Genomic DNA, 18,588 nt, shown 5'->3' on the forward strand with positions numbered 1-18,588 from the left:
CGTAGTCCCGTCGACTGCCACAACGCCGCCGCCCGACCAGGCGGCCAGGCGGCTAGGCGGCTAGGCGGCGGCGTCGTGGACGATGCTTCCGGTCGCCGGCGTATTCATGGCCCCGACCGCGATATCCATCAGCACCCTGCTGCGCTCCGGCGACATCACAACCACAAGGTATTGCACGGGGTGCTGCTGATCGTCATAGATCAGCCGGTTGATACCGATCAGCGGCTGGCCCGGGGGTACCTGCAGCAGCCGCGCCTGCGCCGGCGATGCAGCGATGGCGGTGAACTCCTGCGCCACGCGCCCAAACCGGATGCCCCGCTTCATCAGCAGCTCGAACAGCGGCTCCGTTTCCAGATCCGACTGGTTGATCTCTCCGATATACGCCTCCGGCACCCATGTCTCGGTAATCATCACGGGCACTGCGGCCTTGCGGCGCAGACGCGTCACGTGCAGCAGCGGCGACGCCTCCTCGATCCCCAGTAGCTGCGCGATATCCCCTGCCGCCAGCAGCCGCTCGAAGTTCAGCACTTCGACCTGCGTTTCATCCGAAATCTGACGTAGCGATTCGAGATACCCAAGCGTGGCCATCGGGCGCATCGCCGGCAGTTCAAGGCGAACGAACGTGCCCTTGCCCTGGCGCTTTTCGACCAGCCCTTCCGCTTCCAGATCGGCCAATGCGCGCCGCACGGTGATGCGCGAAACGCCAAACATGGCGCAAAGCTCTTCCTCCTTCGGAATCATCGCGCCGGCGCGGTACTGGCCGCGCACGATCAGATCGCGCAGGACCGTGAACATCTGCCGGTGCAACGACGTGCCCGGGCTACGCTTTAGCGCGCTATGCATCACATCCGATGTCATTTGTGGCGAATCCCTCCTGTCAGTCCGGAGCTTATCTGAAATTCCCCTTGCTGTGCCGTATCTATGACATCATAATAATATAACAACATTAATTGCGGACGAGGCAGCGCATGCCAAGTCCGTACAGATAAGACGGAGACAACATGACTGATCGGACGCTGTCCGCGGCATCGCAGGCCGCCCCCGCACGCATCAGTGCCGGCGAACTGGCCGCACGGATAGACCGCCTTCCAGCCACGCGCAGCACCTGGAGCCTGGTCCTGCTGCTCTCGCTGGGGGCCTACTTCGAGTTCTATGAGCTCTTCTCCACGGCCTATGTGCTGCCCGGGATCATCCACAGCGGCGTGCTCAGCGCGACCACGGAAGGCTTCTTCGCCCTCGACGGCGCGGCGAGCTATATCGCCGCGACGTTCCTTGGCCTCCTGATCGGCGTACTGGCATTCGGGTCGATTGCCGATCGACTTGGGCGGCGCTCGGTATTCACCGTCGCCCTGCTCTGGTATTCGGCGTCGGCGGTATGCATGGCGTTCCAGCACGACGCGGCCTGGCTGAACTTCTGGCGGTTGATGACGGGCATCGGCCTCGGCGTGGAGCTGGTCACCATCGACGCCTACCTGAGCGAACTCGTGCCGGCGCGCATCCGTGGCCGCGCGTTCGCGGTGAGCGCGGTGATTTCCTACCTTGCCGTGCCGTCAGTCGCGCTGATGGCCTGGTGGTTCGTGCCGCGCACCGTGCTGGGTCTCGACGGCTGGCGCGTGGTGGTGCTGATGGGCGGCGTCGGAGCACTGTTCGTCTGGCTGTTGCGGCTGGGCCTGCCGGAAAGTCCTCGCTGGCTGGCCAGCCATGGCCGATTGCAGCAGGCCACGGCAGTGGTCGAGCAACTGGAAGCAAAAGCCCGCCAGCAGAGTGGCCGCCCCTTGCCGGCACCTCTCCCGCCGCGCGAGGTGCCCGTTGGCAAACCGGCCGCCTTCCGCGAGATCTGGCGCGCGCCGTACCGACGCCGAACAGTCATGCTCGTGCTGTTCCACGCCGCCCAGGCCATTGGCCTCTATGGCTTTTCGAACTGGATGCCCACGTTCCTGGTGCAGCGTGGCGTGGGGCTTTCCTCGAGCCTCGAGTACGGATTGATGGTCTCCCTCGTCGCACCGCTTGGCCCGCTGCTGGCGGTGGCCTTCGTCGATCGTGTCGAGCGCAAGACCCTGATCGTGGTCTCCGCGCTGGTAATGGCCGGCGCAGGCACGATGTTCGTGAACCTGAACAGCGGGGTCGCCATCCTGATGACGGGCGCGCTGCTGACACTCGGGGGAACCATGATTTCGCTGGGCTTCCACTCGTACCAGGCCGAGCTGTATCCGACGCGCCACCGCGCCAAGGCGATCGGCTTCGTCTATGCCGTGAGCCGTGTCTCCGGCGCATTGAGCGGATTCCTGATCGCCGCATCGCTGAAGCACGCTGGCGTGCCCGGCGCGGTGGGGCTGATCGTCGCCTGCATGCTGCTGGTGGCCCTGAGTATCGGCCTGCTCGGACCGCGTACCTCCGGCCTCTCGCTCGAGGAGATCAGTCAGTGACCCAACCCTTCGCATCATCCTCAAATCAAGCCAGGAGACCTCGATGAACGCTGCCACCCAGCTGCGCCAACTGCTCGCCCGACCGGAAATCGTGGTCGCACCGGGCGCTTATGACGGCCTCACCGCCCGCCTCGTTCAGCAGGCGGGATTCAGCGCCGTGTACATGACCGGCGCCGGCACCGCCGCTGCCCGCGGGTTCCCGGACTTCGGCCTGCTCGGCATGAGCGAAATGGTCGAGAACGCCGCCGTGCTCGCGCGTTCGGTGGACATCCCGCTGATTGCCGATGCCGACACCGGCTATGGCAACGAGCTCAACGTCACGCGCACCGTGCGCGAGTTCGAATCCCGCAACGTCGCGGCCATCCATATCGAGGACCAGGTCTTCTCCAAACGCTGCGGCCACCTGGACGGCAAGGAGATCGTGGAACGAAACGAGTTCCTCGCCAAGATCCGCGCCGCCGTGGCCGCGCGGCGGCATCCGGACTTCACGATCATCGCGCGGACCGATGCGCGCGCCGTGGTCAGCCTCGAAGAGGCCATCACCCGCGCGAACCTCGCACTCGAGGCCGGCGCCGATATGGCATTCGTGGAAGCGCCGCAAACCCGCGAAGAAGTCGCCACCATCCCGCGCGAAGTCAGCGGGCCTTGTTTGCTCAATCTGGTCCCCACCGGACGCACACCGCTGCTGCCATTCGCAGAAGCGGGGGAACTCGGATATCGCATGGTCATCCTTCCCGGTCTTCTGCTCAAGGCCTCCATCGAAGCCTGCGACACCGTGCTGCAGGACGTGCAGCGCGAGGGGCAAATGCCCGCGCCCCGGATGGACGCGACCGTCGCCGCGCTGTTCCGCCGGCTGGGTGCCGACGAATGGAGCGCGCTCCGGCAGCACTTCCAGCAAAGCCATCAGGAGTGAAGCATGGGTCGAACGCTTTTTGACAAGGTCTGGGATGCGCATGTCATCAAGGACCTCGGTGACGGCTGGGCGCTACTGCACATTGACCGGCATCTGCTGCACGATCTCTCCGGCGCGCCGGCCCTGGGGGAGCTCGCCAAGCGCAAGCTGCCGCCGCACAACCCGGAACTGTGCTTTGCAACGCCCGATCACGTCGTCTCCAGCGCGCCCGGTCGCACGGAAACAACGTATCCACTTGGTGCCATGCTCTGGGCCGGGCTCAAGCAGGGGAGCGAGAAAGGCCGCATTCGTCTGTTCGACCTCGGCCAGCCGGGTCAGGGCATCGTTCACGTCATGGCGCCCGAACTGGGCATCGCGCTCCCCGGCACGACCCTGGTTTGCGGTGACAGCCATACGTGTACCAACGGTGGCCTTGGCGCGCTGGCCTTCGGTATCGGCTCGTCCGAAATCGTGCATGTGCTGGCCACCCAGACGCTGCGCCAACAAAAGCCGCGGCGTATGCGCGTGCGTGTCGATGGACGACTGCCCAGGGGCGTGACACCGAAAGACCTGGCCCTGCATATCATCGCAACACTCGGCGCATCCGCCGGCGTCGGCCACGCCGTGGAGTTCGCCGGACCGGCGATCGAAGCCATGCCGATCGAGGGCCGGCTGACCTTGTGCAACCTCGCGGTGGAGCTGGGCGCCAAATTCGCCATGGTCGCACCGGACGACGCCACGTTCGACTACCTGCGCGGCCGGCCTTTCGCCCCAAAGGGCGAGTTGTTCGAGCGTGCCGTCGAGACGTGGCGGTCCCTGGCCGGCGACGCGGACGCCGTGTTCGATCGAGAAGAACACATCGTTGCCGAAGCCGTGCGTCCGGTGATTACGTGGGGCACCAGTCCGGACCAGGCAGTCGCCATCGACCAGTGCGTGCCCCACCCGGACGATGCCCCAAACCCGGCCGTAGCGGAGGAATGGCGCGCAGCGCAGGCGTACATGGGGCTCGAGGCCGGACAGGCGTTGGCAGGCACGCCGGTCGACTGGGTTTTCATTGGCTCTTGCGCCAACTCCCGGCTATCCGATCTGCGCGATGCAGCACACGTCGTGCGTGGCCGCAGCGTAGCCGCCGGCGTGACGGCCTGGGTGGTGCCCGGCTCCGAACTGGTCAAGCGCGCCGCCGAGGCCGAAGGGCTGGATCGCGTCTTCGAAGATGCTGGATTCCAGTGGCGGGAGCCCGGCTGCAGCATGTGCGTGGCGGCCAACGGTGAACAGGTGCCTCCGGGTGCGCGAGCGGTCTCCACCTCAAACCGCAATTTCGTCGGCCGTCAGGGACCGGGCGCCCGCACGCATCTGGCCAGCCCGGCCATGGCAGCGGCAGCGGCGATCACTGGGGTGCTGACCGACATCAGGAGCTTCTGAGATGCAACCGTTCCATACACTTGCTGGCCTTGCGGCGCCGTTGCCCCGCGCCAACCTCGATACCGATGTCATCATCCGCATCGAGCGCCTTACCACCGTACCCAGAGACCAACTTGGCGTGCACGCCTTCGAGGCGATTCGTTACCTGGCCGATGGCAGCCCCGATCCGGCATTCCTTCCGGCCCAGCCTGAGTTCTCCGGCGCGCCGATTCTTGTCAGCGGTGCCAATTTCGGCTGCGGCTCGTCGCGCGAGAGCGCCGTCTGGGCGCTGCAGTCGATGGGCTATCGGTGCATCATCGCGCCAAGCTTCGGCAGCATCTTCTACAACAACTGCTTCCAGAACGGCATCCTGCCCTTGATTCTCGACGAGGCGCTGGTCAGCGAACTGATGAACCTCGCGCGCCATGCCATCCCGTTCAAGGTGGATCTCCAGCACAAGGTGGTCGAAGCCGGCGATCGCCGCTGGAGCTTCGATATCGACCCACTCCGCCGGGAGATGCTCCTCCAGGGCCTCGACGAGATCGGGGGCACGCTGCTCGAAGACAACCAGATCCGTGCCTGGCAGGCCGCCGACCGTCAGCGCCGGCCCTGGGTATGGGACCTGTCCGAAGCCAATGCCGATAGCGGAAGCGGAGTCAAATCATGCTGAGCCGCCTGCTGGGACGTCTCCTGAAAGGACGAAGGGCCGGAGAGCAACGCCTTGCCTGGCATCACCCGGCCGTTGCCTCTGCCCCCGCTCTGCTGGAACTCAGCAGCGGCAGCTTCGGCGCCGGGCAAACGATTCCGGTCGCGCACGCCGGCAAGGGCGTCGGTGAGAATCGCTCGCCCGCACTCGCCTGGCGCGGCTTGCCTTCGGAGACCGAGGAACTGGTGCTGATCATCGAAGATGCCGATGCGCCCTTGCCACGCCCATTCGTGCACATGGTCGCCACCGGCATCGACCCCAACCTGCGCGGCCTGCCGGAGGCCGCCTTCAATCCACCGGCAAGCATCCATGCCGTGCTGGGCCGCAACAGCTTCGGCAAAACCGCCTATGCCGGCCCGAGAGCCCTGCCCGGCCACGGGCCCCATCGCTACTCCTTCCAGTTGCTGGCACTCAACGGGAAACTGCATTTCGACAATCCGCCGACGCTGCGCGAAGTGCTGGCGCAGCTTGACCGATCGGTCCTCGCCCGGGGCCGTCTGGATGGCATTTTCGAACGTATCTGAAAACATGGAGAACAGCATGAGCGAACAGGCTCGACGACAGGCCAGCGATCCCTCGGGCCCGACCGGCCAACTGGCTACCTGGCTGGCCAACTTCGACTTGAGCGCGGTGCCTGACACCGTGCGCGAACGGGCCAGGTTGCTGCTGCTGGACGGCGTGGGTTGCGCGCTGGTTGGCGCCCAGTTGCCGTGGTCCCGCACCGCGGTTGAATCGGTCATGGCCCTCGAAGCCGAAGGGCCGTGCAGCATCATTGGATGGGGTCGCAAGGCGACTGCTCCGGTGGCCGCCTTGCTCAATGGCACCTTTATCCAGGGATTCGAGCTCGACGACTTCCACCCGCTGGCGCCGCTGCATAGCGCGTCACTGATCCTGCCTTCGCTGCTCGCCACGGCGGAAAGACTCGGCGGCATCCGTGGCGATCGGATGCTGGCGGCGGCGATCGCCGGATTCGAGGTGGGTCCGCGCGTCGGCCTGGCCCTGCACGGTGGCCAAATGCTGTCGCGTGGATGGCATTCGGGTCCGGTGTTCGGCACGCACGCGGCGGCGGCGGCCGTGGGCTCGCTGCTGCAACTGGATGCCGCGGGCTTCGAAGACGCCCTTGGACTGGCGGCAACGCAGTCCGCCGGTCTGATGGCCGCGCAATATGAAGCGATGTCGAAGCGTATGCACCACGGCTTTGCCGCGCGTAACGGACTCTACGCCGCCCATCTGGCGGCCAGCGGCTACAGCGGTATCCAGCGCGTTTTCGAGCGCGAGTACGGTGGCTTTCTCTCGACCTTCGGCGAGGGGCACAACCCCGATGCCACACAGATCGCGCACGGACTCGGCGAGCACTGGGAGACGCCCCGCTTCGTGCTCAAGGCCCATGCGGCGATGGGCGGGCTGCACGCGGGCATCGACGCCCTCCTCGATCTCGTCGCCACGCACCGGTTCCGCGCCGAGGATGTGGAGCGCATCGACGTCGACCTTTCCCACGCCGTCTATCACCACGGCTGGTGGGACCTCGCGCGGCCAATCACGCCGATTGCCGCCCAGATGAACATCGCCTACGCGCTTGCGGTAACCCTGCTGGACGGCGAAGCCATGGTGCGACAGTTCGCGCCCGAGCGCATCGACCGCGATGACGTGTGGGCACTCATTCCACGGATTCGCGCGCACCACGACGCCGGATTCGACCAGGCCGGCGCGCTTGGCCGTGGCCGGACCCGCCTGCGCATTCGCCTGCGTGACGGCACCGAGTTGCAGGCCGAACAACCTGCCCCCAAGTCCGCCCTGCAACCGATGAGCCGCGAGCAGGTGGTGGCCAAGTACCGCCGACTCACCGACGGCCTGCTACCCGCGCAGCGCCAGCGCGCCATCGAGGATTGCCTGCTGTCGCTGGATGACCTGGAGGATTCGGGCACGCTCACCGAACTACTGGCGGGACCGGTAGGATCGGCGATGTCGTAGCGCCGATCTCATCCTGCCAAGACCACGTTCAAGGCCTCGTTCACCGCGGCGATCACGGGCAGCCAGTCGCCCGGCGTGGTCTGCCTGACCAGCCGTGCAGACGGATACCAGCGACTGTGCGTCGCATCCTGCCGCCAGCGCCAGTCAGCGGCCACGGCGAGCATCAGCCACAGTGGCTTGCCCATGGCACCGGCAAGATGCGCAATGGCGGTGTCGATCGACACAACGGCGTCGAGCGTTCCGATGATCGCCGCGGTGTCGGCCATGTCCTCGATGTGATGCCTGAAATCATGCAGCCGTCCGGTGCCGGCGTACATGGCAAGGTGTTGCGCATCATCGGCGGGGATGTCCCGCTGCAGCACAATCCAGTCGATGTCATCGCGCGCGAATAGCGGCGCGAGCAGATGCAGCGGGATGGCGCGGTTCTCGTTGGCGCGTATCCGTCCCGACCAGGCGATGCCGACGCGACGGCGCTTCAGGCCCGACAATCTGGCGCGCCACGTCTCGCGGCTGGCCTCGGGCACCGGCAGCGGCGCCGGCATGTCCGGAATGCTGTCCATCGACGTGCCAAGCATGAGCGGCAGACTCATCAGCGGGCACCACGCTTGCGCCTCGGGCGGCGCATCGTCCAGCGCGACGATTGAAACTCCCCACTGCAACTCCAGCGGCTTGAGCAGCCGCAGCAATGCCGATTGCACACGCAGGACCACCTTGCCCACACGGTCGCTTGCAAGTGGCACGAAGCGCAGGAAATGGAGCGTGTCGCCGAGGCCTTGTTCTGCGTCGACGACCAGGCAGCCGTCGAGCGGCGCGCCCGACCAGCGCGGCCACTGTGGCTCGCCAGCGTAGGCATCGAGCTTCAGGCGCCACTCGTATTCCGGCAGTCCACGCGCGAAATCTCCCGCCGACAACCAGTTCATCGCCCGGTGGAAATGGGCGACAGGCCAACCCGGCCGCAGTGCCAGCACGCGCTGGAACGCAGCTTCGGCTTGCACGTAGTGCCCGAGTGCAAGGTGTGCGATACCGAGGTTGAACCACGCGGGCGAGCATTGTGCATCGTGTTGCGTTGCCAGCCCCAGTTGCTCGATGGCCTGCGCGTACCGCTCGATCGCGCACAAGGTGGTGCCGGCGCCCAGACGCGCCTCGACGGAGGCAGGATCGAGCGCGATGGCGCGCAAGAACGCCTCCGCCGCAGGAACGCCATGCCCTGCCCCTTGCAACGCATGGCCAAGCAGTGCGTGGAATCGCGCCTGACCCGGGGCAGTTGCGATGGCCCGACGGGCAGCCACCACTGCCTCAGCATGAAGGCCGAGCGCCAACCTTGCCGAAGCGAGGTTGGCCAGCGCCGCCGCGTCCTGCGGCTGTAGCCGGATCACCGCCTCGAAACTCTCCACCGCCTCGGCGGCCTTGCCAGCGGCCATCCACGCAAGCCCAAGGTTGAAATGCGCTGCCGGCATGGCAGGTGCGAGTTGCGTCGCCCGGACGAGGCACGTCACGGCGGCGGCAAAATCGCCGGCTGCCTTGCAGGCGATGCCGAGGTTGACGATCACACCAGCATCGCCAGGGGCGAGCACGGCGGCGCGCCGCAATTGCGCCACGGCTTCGGCCGGTCGGCCCGCCTGGTGGCACAGCAGACCAAGATGGTGATACGCACCCGCGTGTCGAGGGTCCGATGCCAGCGCGACGCGATACAGGCGCTCCGCGCTTGCGAGGTCGCCGTGCCGGTGCGCATTCATGGCTTGCTCGAAGGCGGGTGTCTTGGCTTGCATGGACTGAAGGTGAATCCTGGCGATATCGGCATTTTTTGCCCATTTTTTAGTTCCAGTGCTCCTGTCGCACACCTGATCGCCGGGATTCCGGGCGAATTGTGGGTTCACCCGCGAAGGAGGGGTAGAAAAGCCGCCACGTCTTGCCGTCAGTGTCCGCGGACCATTCCGGTCGTATTTCCCCTCGCAGGAGACTTTCAGCAGTGAACAACATTCCACGCAAACCCACCGTCATTGCCGCCTTGTGCGCGACCATGCTGGCCGCATGCGGTGGCAGCGGTGACAGCAACAGCCCGAGCACCAGCACGCCTCCGACGACCACGCCCCCGGCCGTCACCACGCCGTCGATCACCGGCAAAGCCATCGACGGCTATCTGGTCGGCGCGACCGTCTGCCTGGACCTGAATGCGAACAACGTTTGCGATAGCGGCGAGCCGTCGGCCACGACCGACGCCAATGGCAATTTCACGCTGCCGTACACCGGCGACACCAGCGGCAAGCGCCTGCTGGTGCAGGTCACGCCTGCCACGAAGGACCTGTCCCGCCCGGCGGGCTTTACATTCCCGGCCAGCTACACGATGTCCGCCGTGCTCGAAGGCGGCACCACCGGCCAGCACGTGTCCCCGCTGACGACGCTGGTGACCGCGCAGATGGAAGCCGGCATGAGTCGCGACGAAGCGGTGCGCGCGGTGCAGGCACTGCTGGGCAGCAACGTCGATCCGACGGCCGACTTCGTGGCCAATGGCGACGCTGCCACCACCGCGAAGGCCATCGCCATCATCGACACGATCACCTCGCTGGCCAAGGACGGCAAGGCCGATGCCACGATCGTGCGCAACGTGCTGAACGCGATGGTCACCAAGGGCGACGTGGCTGTGACGCAGGCCGATGTCGATACCCAGGCCGCCAAGCCGCTGTACACGCTGGCCGATGCCTCCAAGGTATTGGCGGCGCCGGTGTACAGCTACATCGATTCGCTGATGACGAACCTGGGCTCCCCCACGCAAGCCGTCATCCAGATTCAGAACAATGCGCTGCGCAAGGACTACCAGGCACGCCAGACCGCCGGCGGCGCCTGGGAGGCGGCCGCCAGCGACTTCGTATCGCTGGGCGATCCGACGTCCGAGTTCGACATGAAGGCCGACGGCACCTGGACCAGGCTCCTCCAGCCCTCCGATCTGAAGGCACCGCTACCGCTGACCACCATCGGCCACCGGCTCGCCGGTACCGATCCGGTAACCGGCATTACGTTCCAGTACGAATCGCGCGACGTGGACATGAGCAACCTGCCGGCCTTTGACGCGGTAACAGGCGGCCGGTTCGGTCCCGACACCTCGCTGGCCCCGGCATTGCAGAATGCAAAGCTGCCGGCGGGCACCCAAGGCTACCTGGGCATCCAGTCATACGACACGGACCGTGTGGTGCTGCCGATCGACCTTGGCGGCTGCCCGGTCCCCTACCAGAGCAACAGCCAGTGCCCGATCGCCCCGGGACTGCCAACGGCCTACCCGTCGGCGGTCATCAACGACACGGCGCTGCCCAGCCCGCTCACGTCGATCCGTCAGCTCGTGGGCCGCACGATGATCGAGCCGGTGATGAGCCAGGTGAAGGTCCAGATCAACGCGGATGGCACGGCGCAGTTCTCGCTGCTGAACTCGGTGTTCGGTTCGCAGGTCAGCCCGGGCCAACCGCTCGGCATGACCGCTTACACCACGGTCACCGGCAAGTGGTCCATCTATGCGCGCAACGAAAACGTGATGGTTTTCGACATGTCGCGCGATGCCGCTGCCACCGTGGCAAGGCTGGGCTGGAACGCCTGGCCGGTGGGACAAGGCGCCAAGCTGGTATTCGCGCTACGCGATGGCCAGCTGCATAGCGGCGTGCTGTTCCCGGCGGGCTACACGGAACGTGCCTATCAGTTCCGTAATGGCCTGCCCAGCGTCCTGACTACTGCGGTCAATCAACCGCGCTGATGCATTAGGGCAGTGACGCACTGAGGGGCGCCGGACGGCGCGGAGCGGGCGGGCTGCGCCACCCGCTGCTTCGCACCGTCCGGCAAACCTGTCCTACCCGATCAGTCTGGTGCCCGCTCGGGCACCGGCAGGTGCACCCACTCCTTGTAGAACGCGTCGATATCCGGCTCGAAATCGTGGATCACCGGATACCACGGGGTGGGCGCCTCCACGTCATGCATCGCGCCGCACGACGGACAGTAGTACTCGCGATACACCTGCCAACTCGTATCAGGCGCCATCAGCGTCGGATAGACCTCGGCCATGGCCTCCTCGGTATCACGCACATAGATGGAGGCATGGAGCTTCCAGTTCTCGCGGTAGTCGCAGAACTCGTGGCCGCAGTCGCACTTGACCACCCACTTCTTGCTGGCGGCCGATTGCACGATATACATGTGCGGGCTGAGCGGCAGCACGATGCGGTCCGGAAAACTCACCTTCGCCTGCAAGGCCGCCAGGTACTGCTCGAAGCGGCTTTCGTCCTTGGGCATCGACAGCATGCGGAACGTGGTTTCCCAGTCGAGCTTCCCCTCGACGAGGTGGTCGACTTGTTCGTTGGTATAAACAGACATGGTTCGACTCCTGAGTGCGGTGGTTACTCTTCGACCTGGACGACGGTGGTGACGTCCGGCATCAGCGACAGATCCATACGGTGCTTGGCGCCATAGGCCGGCACACCCAGTTCCTCCTCTTTCACGTGCCATGCCTCGGGCAGGTTCCAAAAGTCCTTGAAGCTCTGCGTGAACTTCTCCGACAACGCAAAGCTCGTGGCAAACATGTGCTGCACCTGGACCGATGCGTGCTTGTTGAGAATGCGCTCGCGCTCCTCCTTCATCCACTCGCGCGTCGGCACCGCGCGCGCCAGGCGCTCCTTGCGGATCTCCGCGCGACGCTTTCTGGTCTTGGCGGCATCCACCGCGAACACACCCCTGGCGTCCTGAGCGAACACAGCGCCATAGACCTTCTGCGCATACTCAGGCAGCAAGAACTTCTGGTTGAGGTCCGCCTCGATTGCCTTCGAGTCCCGATCGAGTGGATCGCCGAAGCCCGGGCCGCCGCGCAGGTAGTTCAGGTAGAGATCGTGGTTGGCATAGCAGTCCTCGGTCGTGATGCACTGCTTGTCGCGCTTGACCTCGGCGGTGGCGTCGATATGGCGCTCGTAGTCCGGATTGGCCGGGTCGATGTCGCCGCCAAGCGGCAATGAGTCGCCGCTGGCAATGCGCTGTTCCAGCCCGGTGCGGTGCGCTTCGAAGCGATACCCGGTGGCCGACGGATAGCCACCCATCATGCCCCAGTCGCTGTTCATGAAGCCGTTGCCCATGAAGAACATCGTCCAGTCCTGGGCGTTCCAGACCATGCGCAGGGTCTCGAAGCCGCAGCCGCCGCGATACTTGCCGTAGCCGCCGGAGTTGGCCTTGACGTTCCGGCCCAGGTAGAGCAATGGCTCGGCCATCTCCCAGATCTCGATGTCGCCCATGTCGCCTTCCGGGTTCCAGATGGCAGCGGCGTGGTTGAGACCGTCCTTGACTGCGCACGCGCCTGTGCCGCAGGAGCTGGCCTCGAAGCTGTTGACCGCGTGAATCTCGCCATCCTGGTTGATGCCGCCACCCTGCAGCCAGTTGGAAGTATTGGCGTTGCCCGCGTTCACTTCCTCCAGATAGCCACGGCTGAAGTACGACTGAGAGAGACCACGCCACAGCGCCGCCCAGCCGGACACCAGAAAATGCCAGGCATACGCATGGCCGGTGCGCCGGTCATCGGGATTGCACCATGTGCCCTTGGGCAGCCGGAACTCGGTGGCGAAGTAGGCGCCGTCGTTGATACGCTGGGTCGGCACCAGGGTCTGACACATCATCACCCAGATGCCCGAGGTGAAGGCCACCTGGTGGGCATTGAACGTGTGCCAACCCCAGCGGCTCGCGCCTTCGAAATCCAGGCGCCACTTGCCGTCCGGGCGGATCGTCATTTCCACCGGCGAATGCATGATGGAGTCGAGCTTGGCAAAGGCGTTGGAGACCTGCACGTCCGGATGCTTGTACGGCACGTCGACGAACGATACCTTGCGGTACTTGCCTGGCAGCGTCATGGCCTTGATGCGGCTCAGGAGCCCGCGGCGGCCTTCCTCGATGACTTCGTAGCCGAACTTCTCGTAGGCCTCGATGCCGTCGGCGCGGATCACCTCCTCCACCAGATCGCGAATCATGTGGCAGCCGGCGATGCGGGTCCGTTCGTCGAGAATCCAGTATTTCGGCGTGCGTACCGAGCGCTGCGACTCATGCAGCCAGTCGCGGAACGGCACATCGTTCGCGCCCGTCTTGCGGCACGTGATCATGTAGCCGTCGCCGAAGCGTTGCGTCTGGCCCGTGGACATGGAGCCTGGCGTTACGGAGCCCGTGTCGATGACATGCGTCACGCCGCCCACCCAGCCGATCAGCTTGCCTTCCCAGAAGATCGGCACGATCGTAGCGATGTCGCATGGGTGCACGTTGCCGATGGAGCAGTCGTTGTTCGTGAACATGTCGCCGGGATGGATGCCGGGGTTGGCCTCCCAGTTGTTCTCGATCATGTACTTGATCGCCGCACCCATCGTGCCCACGTGGATGATGATGCCGGTGGAGGTCAGCACACAGTCCCCGACCGCGTTATACAGCGTGAAGCAGAGCTCGCCCTCCTGCTCGACGATCGGGCTGGCGGCAATCTTCTTGGCGGTTTCACGTGCATGGACCAGTCCACCCCGCAGCTTGGAAAACAGCTTCTCGTATCCGATCGGGTCGCTGTCCCGGAAGTCCAGACTGGTAAGGCCGTTGTAGTGGCCAGATTCTTCGGTACGGGCGAGGATGGCGTCGCGAAATTCCTTGAGGGTCTGGCCGTTCTTCAACAGATCGGCGAACCCGACTTCCTTGTTGCTCATCATGTTCATGATGTGTCTCCTTATTTGACTTCCTTGAGATGGAACAGGCGGTGCTTGTCGATCGTGGTTTCGAAGCCGCCCGGCACCACGAACGTGGTGGCGTCGGATTCGATGATGGCGGGACCCACGATGTGGTTGCCGGCCTTGAGCGACTCCATCTTCCAGAGCGCGGCATCCATCCATTCCTTGTGGCGGTAGAAGGGCCTAACCCCCAGGTAGGCCTCCCCGGGTGGCGTTGGACCGGCGTCCGGGTCCTCTGGCAGCACGGGCTTCTGCGTGACCACCATGCCGCGCAGGATGGCTCCCGTGATCGAAAAGCCCAGTTCCGGCGAGCGGGCCGAACTGGCGTAGACGCGCCCGTAGGTATTCTCGAACGCGTCGACGATGCGGTCCCAGTCCTCGGCGGACGACGCGGTGGCTACCGGCGAGACGATCTCGAGATCATTGAGCTGCCCCATGTACTGCATCTTGTAGCCCGGGATCAACACGACGTCCCTGGCATCAAAGCCGTTGGTCCGGAACTCCTCGATCACCTTGACGGCCAGTTCCGACCACGCTTCCTGCAGGATCCGGCACGCGGTCTCCTTGCTGGCGTCCGGTGCGAATTGCCCGACACCGAGATCCACCGATTTGTCATAGCGATACTCGAAGTCCGCGCAGGCGCAGCCGAAGGCCGAGAAGCCAGCCGCCCAGGCCGGCACCACCACGTCCTTGAAGCCGACGCCGCCGGTGTATCCGTAGGTATGCACGGGGCCCGCGCCGCCGTAAGAAAAGCATGTGAACTCGGCAGGGTTGTAGCCCTTGGCGCTGATGTTGGCGCGCAGATACTCGGACAGCGTGAGGTCCAGCAATTCGATTACCCCTGCTGCCGCGTCCTCGACCGACAGCCCGAGCGGATCTGCGATCTGTACCTTGATGTGCTGGCGGGCGCGTTCCACATCGAGCTTGATCGCACCGCCAAGAAAGTTCTCCGGGTTCAGATAGCCCAGCACGACGTGGCAGTCGGAGACGGTGACCGTATCCAGCCCGCTCTCCGGCCAGCAGGTACCCACGCGGTAGCCGGCGCTGTCGGGCCCTAGCTTGATCGACTTGCTGTACGGGTCAAGCCGCACGAAGCTGCCAGCGCCCGCGCCCACGGAGTCCATCGCCACCAGCGGCAGCGACAGCACGAGGCGCGCCATGTCGGGGTCCGACTTGATCGCGAAGTTGCCCTTGGTGATCAGCGCCACGTCGAAGCTGGTGCCGCCGATGTCCGAGCATGCGATGTTCTCGTCGCCCAGCGCCTCGCCCAGGAGCTTCGATCCGATCACGCCACCAATCGGCCCCGACACGATCGTCCGCGCCAGTTCCTTCGCCTTCCAGCTGATCGTGCCGCCATGGGTGGCCATCACACGCAGATCGAACTTGGCACCGTGTTTCTTGAAGCGGTCGCTGACCTTCTTCAGCGTCTGCCGCGAGGGCTCCGCGCCGTAGGCCTCGAGGATTGTGGTGTTCATCCGGTGGCTTTCCTTGCGCGACGGGTAATAGTCCACCGACGCAAACACCGGGACATCGACCTTCAGCTTCGTCAGTTCATCCTGCACGATGTCGCGCGCACGTTGTTCGCTGGACTCGTTCTTGTGGGATTGCAGCAGGCAGATGACGATCGCCTGCGACTTGGCCTCCACCAGTTCGCGCGTGGCCTGCCGGACTTCTTCCTCTCGCAGCGGAATGACGACCCTGCCCTGCACATCCGTGCGCTCGGTCACGCCACGCGTGCGCGAGACAGGCACCAGCGGTTCGTCGTAGCGATGCGTGTTCAGGTGAATGCGGTCCTCCAATGCGTAGCCCAGATAGCTCTGCAGCGCACGCCCCATCGAATGGATCTGCTCGAAACCGCGATTGCAGATAAGGCCGACGTCCAGGCCCTTGCGCATAAGAATGCGGTTGAGCATCGCCGTGCCGGAATACACGCAGGTCAGCAGTTCCGGGTAGACGTCATCCACGGTGCGCTCCCAGTGCGCCAGCGCATCCTCCGACGAGTTGTAGATGGCCAGCGATTCGTCGCCGGGGTTGCTCTGCGCCTTGCCGACCACGAACCGGCCGTCCGAGCGCACGAAGAATGTATCGGTCATCGTGCCGCCTGCATCGATGCCCATCACCTGTACGGTGGAGTGGGATTGCATGTTGTCTCCTGTCATTGGTGTCATCGTCGTGGGAGGTCCCACACACCCTTCATGGCAAGGGACATGCCAGGCGGCATTGGCACCTGCAGGAGCCGATCACATGTGATTGAAATCAATGCCTTGCCGTCACCGACTGGCCAGTTCGGGCATGGGGCAATCAACGCCCAACGTTGTGCAATTTCCGGACGTCTACGCGAAAGTGTCCGGATTCCGGACACTTTCGCGCCCCTGCTGCACAGCACAAACCCTTGATTGCAAAGAGAATTGTTGACTTGCGAAAAGCGTGGGGCTACGGTTGCCGGAATCAACTGAGAGTGATCGCTCCATGCCGTTCACCCACTACGGCACTCTGGTCCCCCGCATCAGCGACGAACCTGTCGTGGCCTCGGCCTGGGAACGCTTCCTGCGGGACCATCCCCATCATCCACATGAGGGGGATGGCGTACGCAGAGTTGTCCTCGCTTCCTGGCAGCGGTGTCGTTCCGAGGCTGTCGACCCGACCCTGCATTCGGCGCCGGGCGCCGCCGACGATCGCCTTCGCCAACTGCGCACCCAAAACCGTGACCTCTGCGACGCAGCGGGTCCGGCGCTCGAAGGCCTGCGCGACATCTTGCGCGAATGCGGCACGCTGATCATGCTCAGCGACACCGACGGCACCATCCTTCAGCTCAATGGCTCGACCCGCGTGCGCAGCGTCGGCGAGGAAGTCAACCTTGCCATGGGCGGATGCTGGAGTGAGGAAGTGATCGGCACCAATGCCATCGGCACCGCGATCGCCACCGTCGCGCCGGTGCAGATCCATGCCAGCGAGCATTTCTGCTGGGACGTCAAACGCTGGACCTGCGCCGCCGCGCCGATACTCGATCCGTTCGGACGTCACCTGCTTGGCGTCGTTGATGTTTCGGGCGTGAAGGAGTCATTCCACGGGCACACCCTCGGTCTGGTGGTGGCGGCGGCCCGGCAGATCGAGAGCGAGCTGGCTCGGCGCGACGTGGCGATGCACGAGCGGCTGCTGGCCCGCTCCATCGACGATTTCGTGCGCTATGCCAGCGACTTCGTGGTCCTTGCCGATTTCCGCGGCCGTGTCGTTCGTATCAACGGCCACTCGCAGGCCGCCGGGGATGCCCATGGTGTACGTTTCGCGCTGGAGACCGGCAGCGCGATACCAGGGCTCGACCTCACACAGACGGAGGTCGATCAAATACGTCAGCGCCCGGGCTGGCTGCGGCCCGAATGGCTTCACACGGTCAAGGATCGCGAAGGACTGCTCGGCACGATGCTCGTGATTCCACTCGCGGCACGCCCGGGCCGGACCAGCATTTCACTCCCCGCCGCCCCGACTGCGGTGACAACGGATGACCCGTTCACCGAGATCATCGGCGAGAGCGAAATTCTCGCCGCCACCAAGGCACGCGCCCGCCGTATCGCGTCGCTCGATCTGCCCGTGCTGCTGGTCGGTGAGACCGGCGCGGGCAAGGAGCTGTTCGCACGCGCATTGCATCGGTCTGGCAAGCGGCCCGACGGTCCATTCGTTGCCGTGAATTGCGGCGCTCTGACGCGCGAATTGCTGGCCAGCGAGCTATTTGGCTACGCGGAAGGCGCCTTCACGGGGGCGCGTCGCGGCGGCCATCCCGGAAAATTCGAACAGGCCGCAGGCGGCACGCTGTTCCTCGACGAGATCGGCGAGATGCCGCTCGACATGCAGCCGCATCTATTGCGTGTGCTGCAGGATGGCGTGGTGGTTCGTCTGGGGGATACGAGGGAGCGGCAGGTATCGGTGCGACTTGTCGCCGCGACCAACCGCGATCTGCAGAAGGAAATTGCCGCCGGGCGCTTTCGCGAGGATCTGTACCACCGTCTCTGCGCGGTCAGTCTGCAGCTTCCGGCCTTGCGCGACCGGCCTGGCGATATCGAGTCCATCGTCAATCACCTCAACCACAAGCTCGCGCGCAAGTACGGGTGCCCGCCGAAGCGGATCGAACCGTCGGTCTATCAGACACTGGTGCGCTATCGCTGGCCCGGGAATATTCGTGAACTACAGAACGTGTTCGAGGTCATGTTCGCGCTCGGCGAGAACAATGGCATCGATGTGTCGATGTTGTCCTCCCTCGTCGAATCCGGGCCGGCCGGAGACGCGACGGCTCTGGCCCCGATACCGATATCGGCAGCGTCTGGCCGCCTCGACGATCTGGAGCGGCAGGCGATACTCGCCGCCATCAACGATGCGCGCGGCAACCTTTCAAGGGCCGCCAGAACGCTGGGGATTTCAAGAAGCACGCTCTACGTCAAGCTTGCCGCGATCCGGACCTAAGGACATAGCCCCGGATGCAAACCTGCC

13 protein-coding genes are annotated in these 18,588 nt (G+C 64.9%); 8 read left to right on the top strand and 5 right to left on the bottom strand.

Annotated features, from left to right (window positions below; genetic code table 11):
• Positions 1-60: 60 nt before the first annotated feature.
• Complete coding sequence (locus B2246_RS18310) at positions 61-858, bottom strand: GntR family transcriptional regulator (protein ID WP_008644269.1); 798 nt, start codon at positions 856-858, stop codon at positions 61-63.
• A gap of 143 nt (positions 859-1,001) precedes the next feature.
• On the opposite strand from B2246_RS18310, the gene B2246_RS18315 reads away from it, so the two are divergent.
• From B2246_RS18315 to B2246_RS18340, 6 genes are read left to right on the top strand one after another with little or no spacing between them, the layout of a single operon-like run.
• Positions 1,002-2,426 carry an MFS transporter gene (locus tag B2246_RS18315; RefSeq protein ID WP_008644270.1) on the top strand — a complete coding sequence of 475 codons (1,425 nt, stop codon included), beginning with the start codon at positions 1,002-1,004 and terminating at the stop codon, positions 2,424-2,426.
• A 43-nt stretch (positions 2,427-2,469) separates the two neighbouring features.
• The gene (locus B2246_RS18320; protein WP_286882563.1) at positions 2,470-3,339 is read left to right on the top strand and encodes an isocitrate lyase/PEP mutase family protein; all 870 of its coding nucleotides are present in this window, start codon (positions 2,470-2,472) and stop codon (positions 3,337-3,339) included.
• 3 nt (positions 3,340-3,342) lie between these two features.
• Positions 3,343-4,740 carry a 3-isopropylmalate dehydratase large subunit gene (leuC, locus tag B2246_RS18325; RefSeq protein ID WP_186425673.1) on the top strand — a complete coding sequence of 466 codons (1,398 nt, stop codon included), beginning with the start codon at positions 3,343-3,345 and terminating at the stop codon, positions 4,738-4,740.
• 1 nt (position 4,741) lies between these two features.
• A complete protein-coding gene (gene leuD, locus B2246_RS18330; protein ID WP_186425674.1) occupies positions 4,742-5,389 on the top strand; it encodes a 3-isopropylmalate dehydratase small subunit in 648 nt (215 codons plus the stop codon).
• A complete protein-coding gene (locus tag B2246_RS18335) occupies positions 5,383-5,949 on the top strand; it encodes a YbhB/YbcL family Raf kinase inhibitor-like protein (RefSeq protein ID WP_286882564.1) in 567 nt (188 codons plus the stop codon). The genes leuD and B2246_RS18335 overlap by 7 nt, the downstream gene beginning before the upstream one ends.
• 16 nt (positions 5,950-5,965) lie before the next feature.
• Positions 5,966-7,396 (top strand): MmgE/PrpD family protein, encoded by a 1,431-nt coding sequence (locus B2246_RS18340; protein ID WP_008644277.1) that lies wholly within the window; start codon positions 5,966-5,968, stop codon positions 7,394-7,396.
• Positions 7,397-7,404: 8 nt separating this feature from the next.
• Here B2246_RS18340 and B2246_RS18345 read toward each other — a convergent pair whose 3' ends face one another.
• Entirely contained in the window at positions 7,405-9,165 is a 1,761-nt protein-coding gene (locus tag B2246_RS18345) for a tetratricopeptide repeat protein (protein ID WP_286882565.1), read from the bottom strand.
• Between the two features lie 200 nt (positions 9,166-9,365).
• Between B2246_RS18345 and B2246_RS18350 the strand changes: the two genes are divergently transcribed.
• A complete protein-coding gene (locus B2246_RS18350; protein ID WP_008644280.1) occupies positions 9,366-11,135 on the top strand; it encodes a hypothetical protein in 1,770 nt (589 codons plus the stop codon).
• A gap of 101 nt (positions 11,136-11,236) precedes the next feature.
• Here the strand turns inward: B2246_RS18350 and B2246_RS18355 are convergent, their stop codons facing one another.
• The 3 genes from B2246_RS18355 to B2246_RS18365 are packed head-to-tail and all read right to left on the bottom strand — an operon-like array spanning position 11,237 to position 16,250.
• Positions 11,237-11,746, bottom strand: a complete 510-nt coding sequence (locus B2246_RS18355; protein WP_008644281.1) for an acetone carboxylase subunit gamma — start codon at positions 11,744-11,746, stop codon at positions 11,237-11,239.
• Between the two features lie 23 nt (positions 11,747-11,769).
• Positions 11,770-14,094: a hydantoinase B/oxoprolinase family protein gene (locus B2246_RS18360; RefSeq protein WP_008644283.1), complete on the bottom strand. Its 2,325-nt coding sequence runs from the start codon at positions 14,092-14,094 to the stop codon at positions 11,770-11,772.
• Positions 14,095-14,105: 11 nt separating this feature from the next.
• A complete protein-coding gene (locus B2246_RS18365) occupies positions 14,106-16,250 on the bottom strand; it encodes a hydantoinase/oxoprolinase family protein (RefSeq protein WP_008644287.1) in 2,145 nt (714 codons plus the stop codon).
• A gap of 325 nt (positions 16,251-16,575) precedes the next feature.
• Between B2246_RS18365 and B2246_RS18370 the strand changes: the two genes are divergently transcribed.
• Positions 16,576-18,561 (top strand): sigma-54-dependent Fis family transcriptional regulator, encoded by a 1,986-nt coding sequence (locus tag B2246_RS18370; RefSeq protein ID WP_008644289.1) that lies wholly within the window; start codon positions 16,576-16,578, stop codon positions 18,559-18,561.
• Positions 18,562-18,588: the final 27 nt, after the last annotated feature.

Origin of the sequence: Cupriavidus sp. UBA2010, assembly GCF_002335265.1 — a bacterium.
Taxonomy (GTDB): domain Bacteria; phylum Pseudomonadota; class Gammaproteobacteria; order Burkholderiales; family Burkholderiaceae; genus Cupriavidus; species Cupriavidus metallidurans.

Bases quoted from the DNA above. Each gene is read 5' to 3' on its own strand.
- B2246_RS18370 (WP_008644289.1), top strand. From the start codon at position 16,576: ATGCCGTTCACCCACTACGGCACTCTGGTCCCCCGCATCAGCGACGAA.
- leuC (WP_186425673.1), top strand. From the start codon at position 3,343: ATGGGTCGAACGCTTTTTGACAAGGTCTGGGATGCGCATGTCATCAAG.
- B2246_RS18340 (WP_008644277.1), top strand. From the start codon at position 5,966: ATGAGCGAACAGGCTCGACGACAGGCCAGCGATCCCTCGGGCCCGACC.
- B2246_RS18335 (WP_286882564.1), top strand. From the start codon at position 5,383: ATGCTGAGCCGCCTGCTGGGACGTCTCCTGAAAGGACGAAGGGCCGGA.
- B2246_RS18320 (WP_286882563.1), top strand. From the start codon at position 2,470: ATGAACGCTGCCACCCAGCTGCGCCAACTGCTCGCCCGACCGGAAATC.
- B2246_RS18360 (WP_008644283.1), bottom strand. From the start codon at position 14,094: ATGAACATGATGAGCAACAAGGAAGTCGGGTTCGCCGATCTGTTGAAG.
- B2246_RS18365 (WP_008644287.1), bottom strand. From the start codon at position 16,250: ATGCAATCCCACTCCACCGTACAGGTGATGGGCATCGATGCAGGCGGC.
- B2246_RS18310 (WP_008644269.1), bottom strand. From the start codon at position 858: ATGACATCGGATGTGATGCATAGCGCGCTAAAGCGTAGCCCGGGCACG.
- leuD (WP_186425674.1), top strand. From the start codon at position 4,742: ATGCAACCGTTCCATACACTTGCTGGCCTTGCGGCGCCGTTGCCCCGC.
- B2246_RS18345 (WP_286882565.1), bottom strand. From the start codon at position 9,165: ATGCAAGCCAAGACACCCGCCTTCGAGCAAGCCATGAATGCGCACCGG.
- B2246_RS18355 (WP_008644281.1), bottom strand. From the start codon at position 11,746: ATGTCTGTTTATACCAACGAACAAGTCGACCACCTCGTCGAGGGGAAG.
- B2246_RS18315 (WP_008644270.1), top strand. From the start codon at position 1,002: ATGACTGATCGGACGCTGTCCGCGGCATCGCAGGCCGCCCCCGCACGC.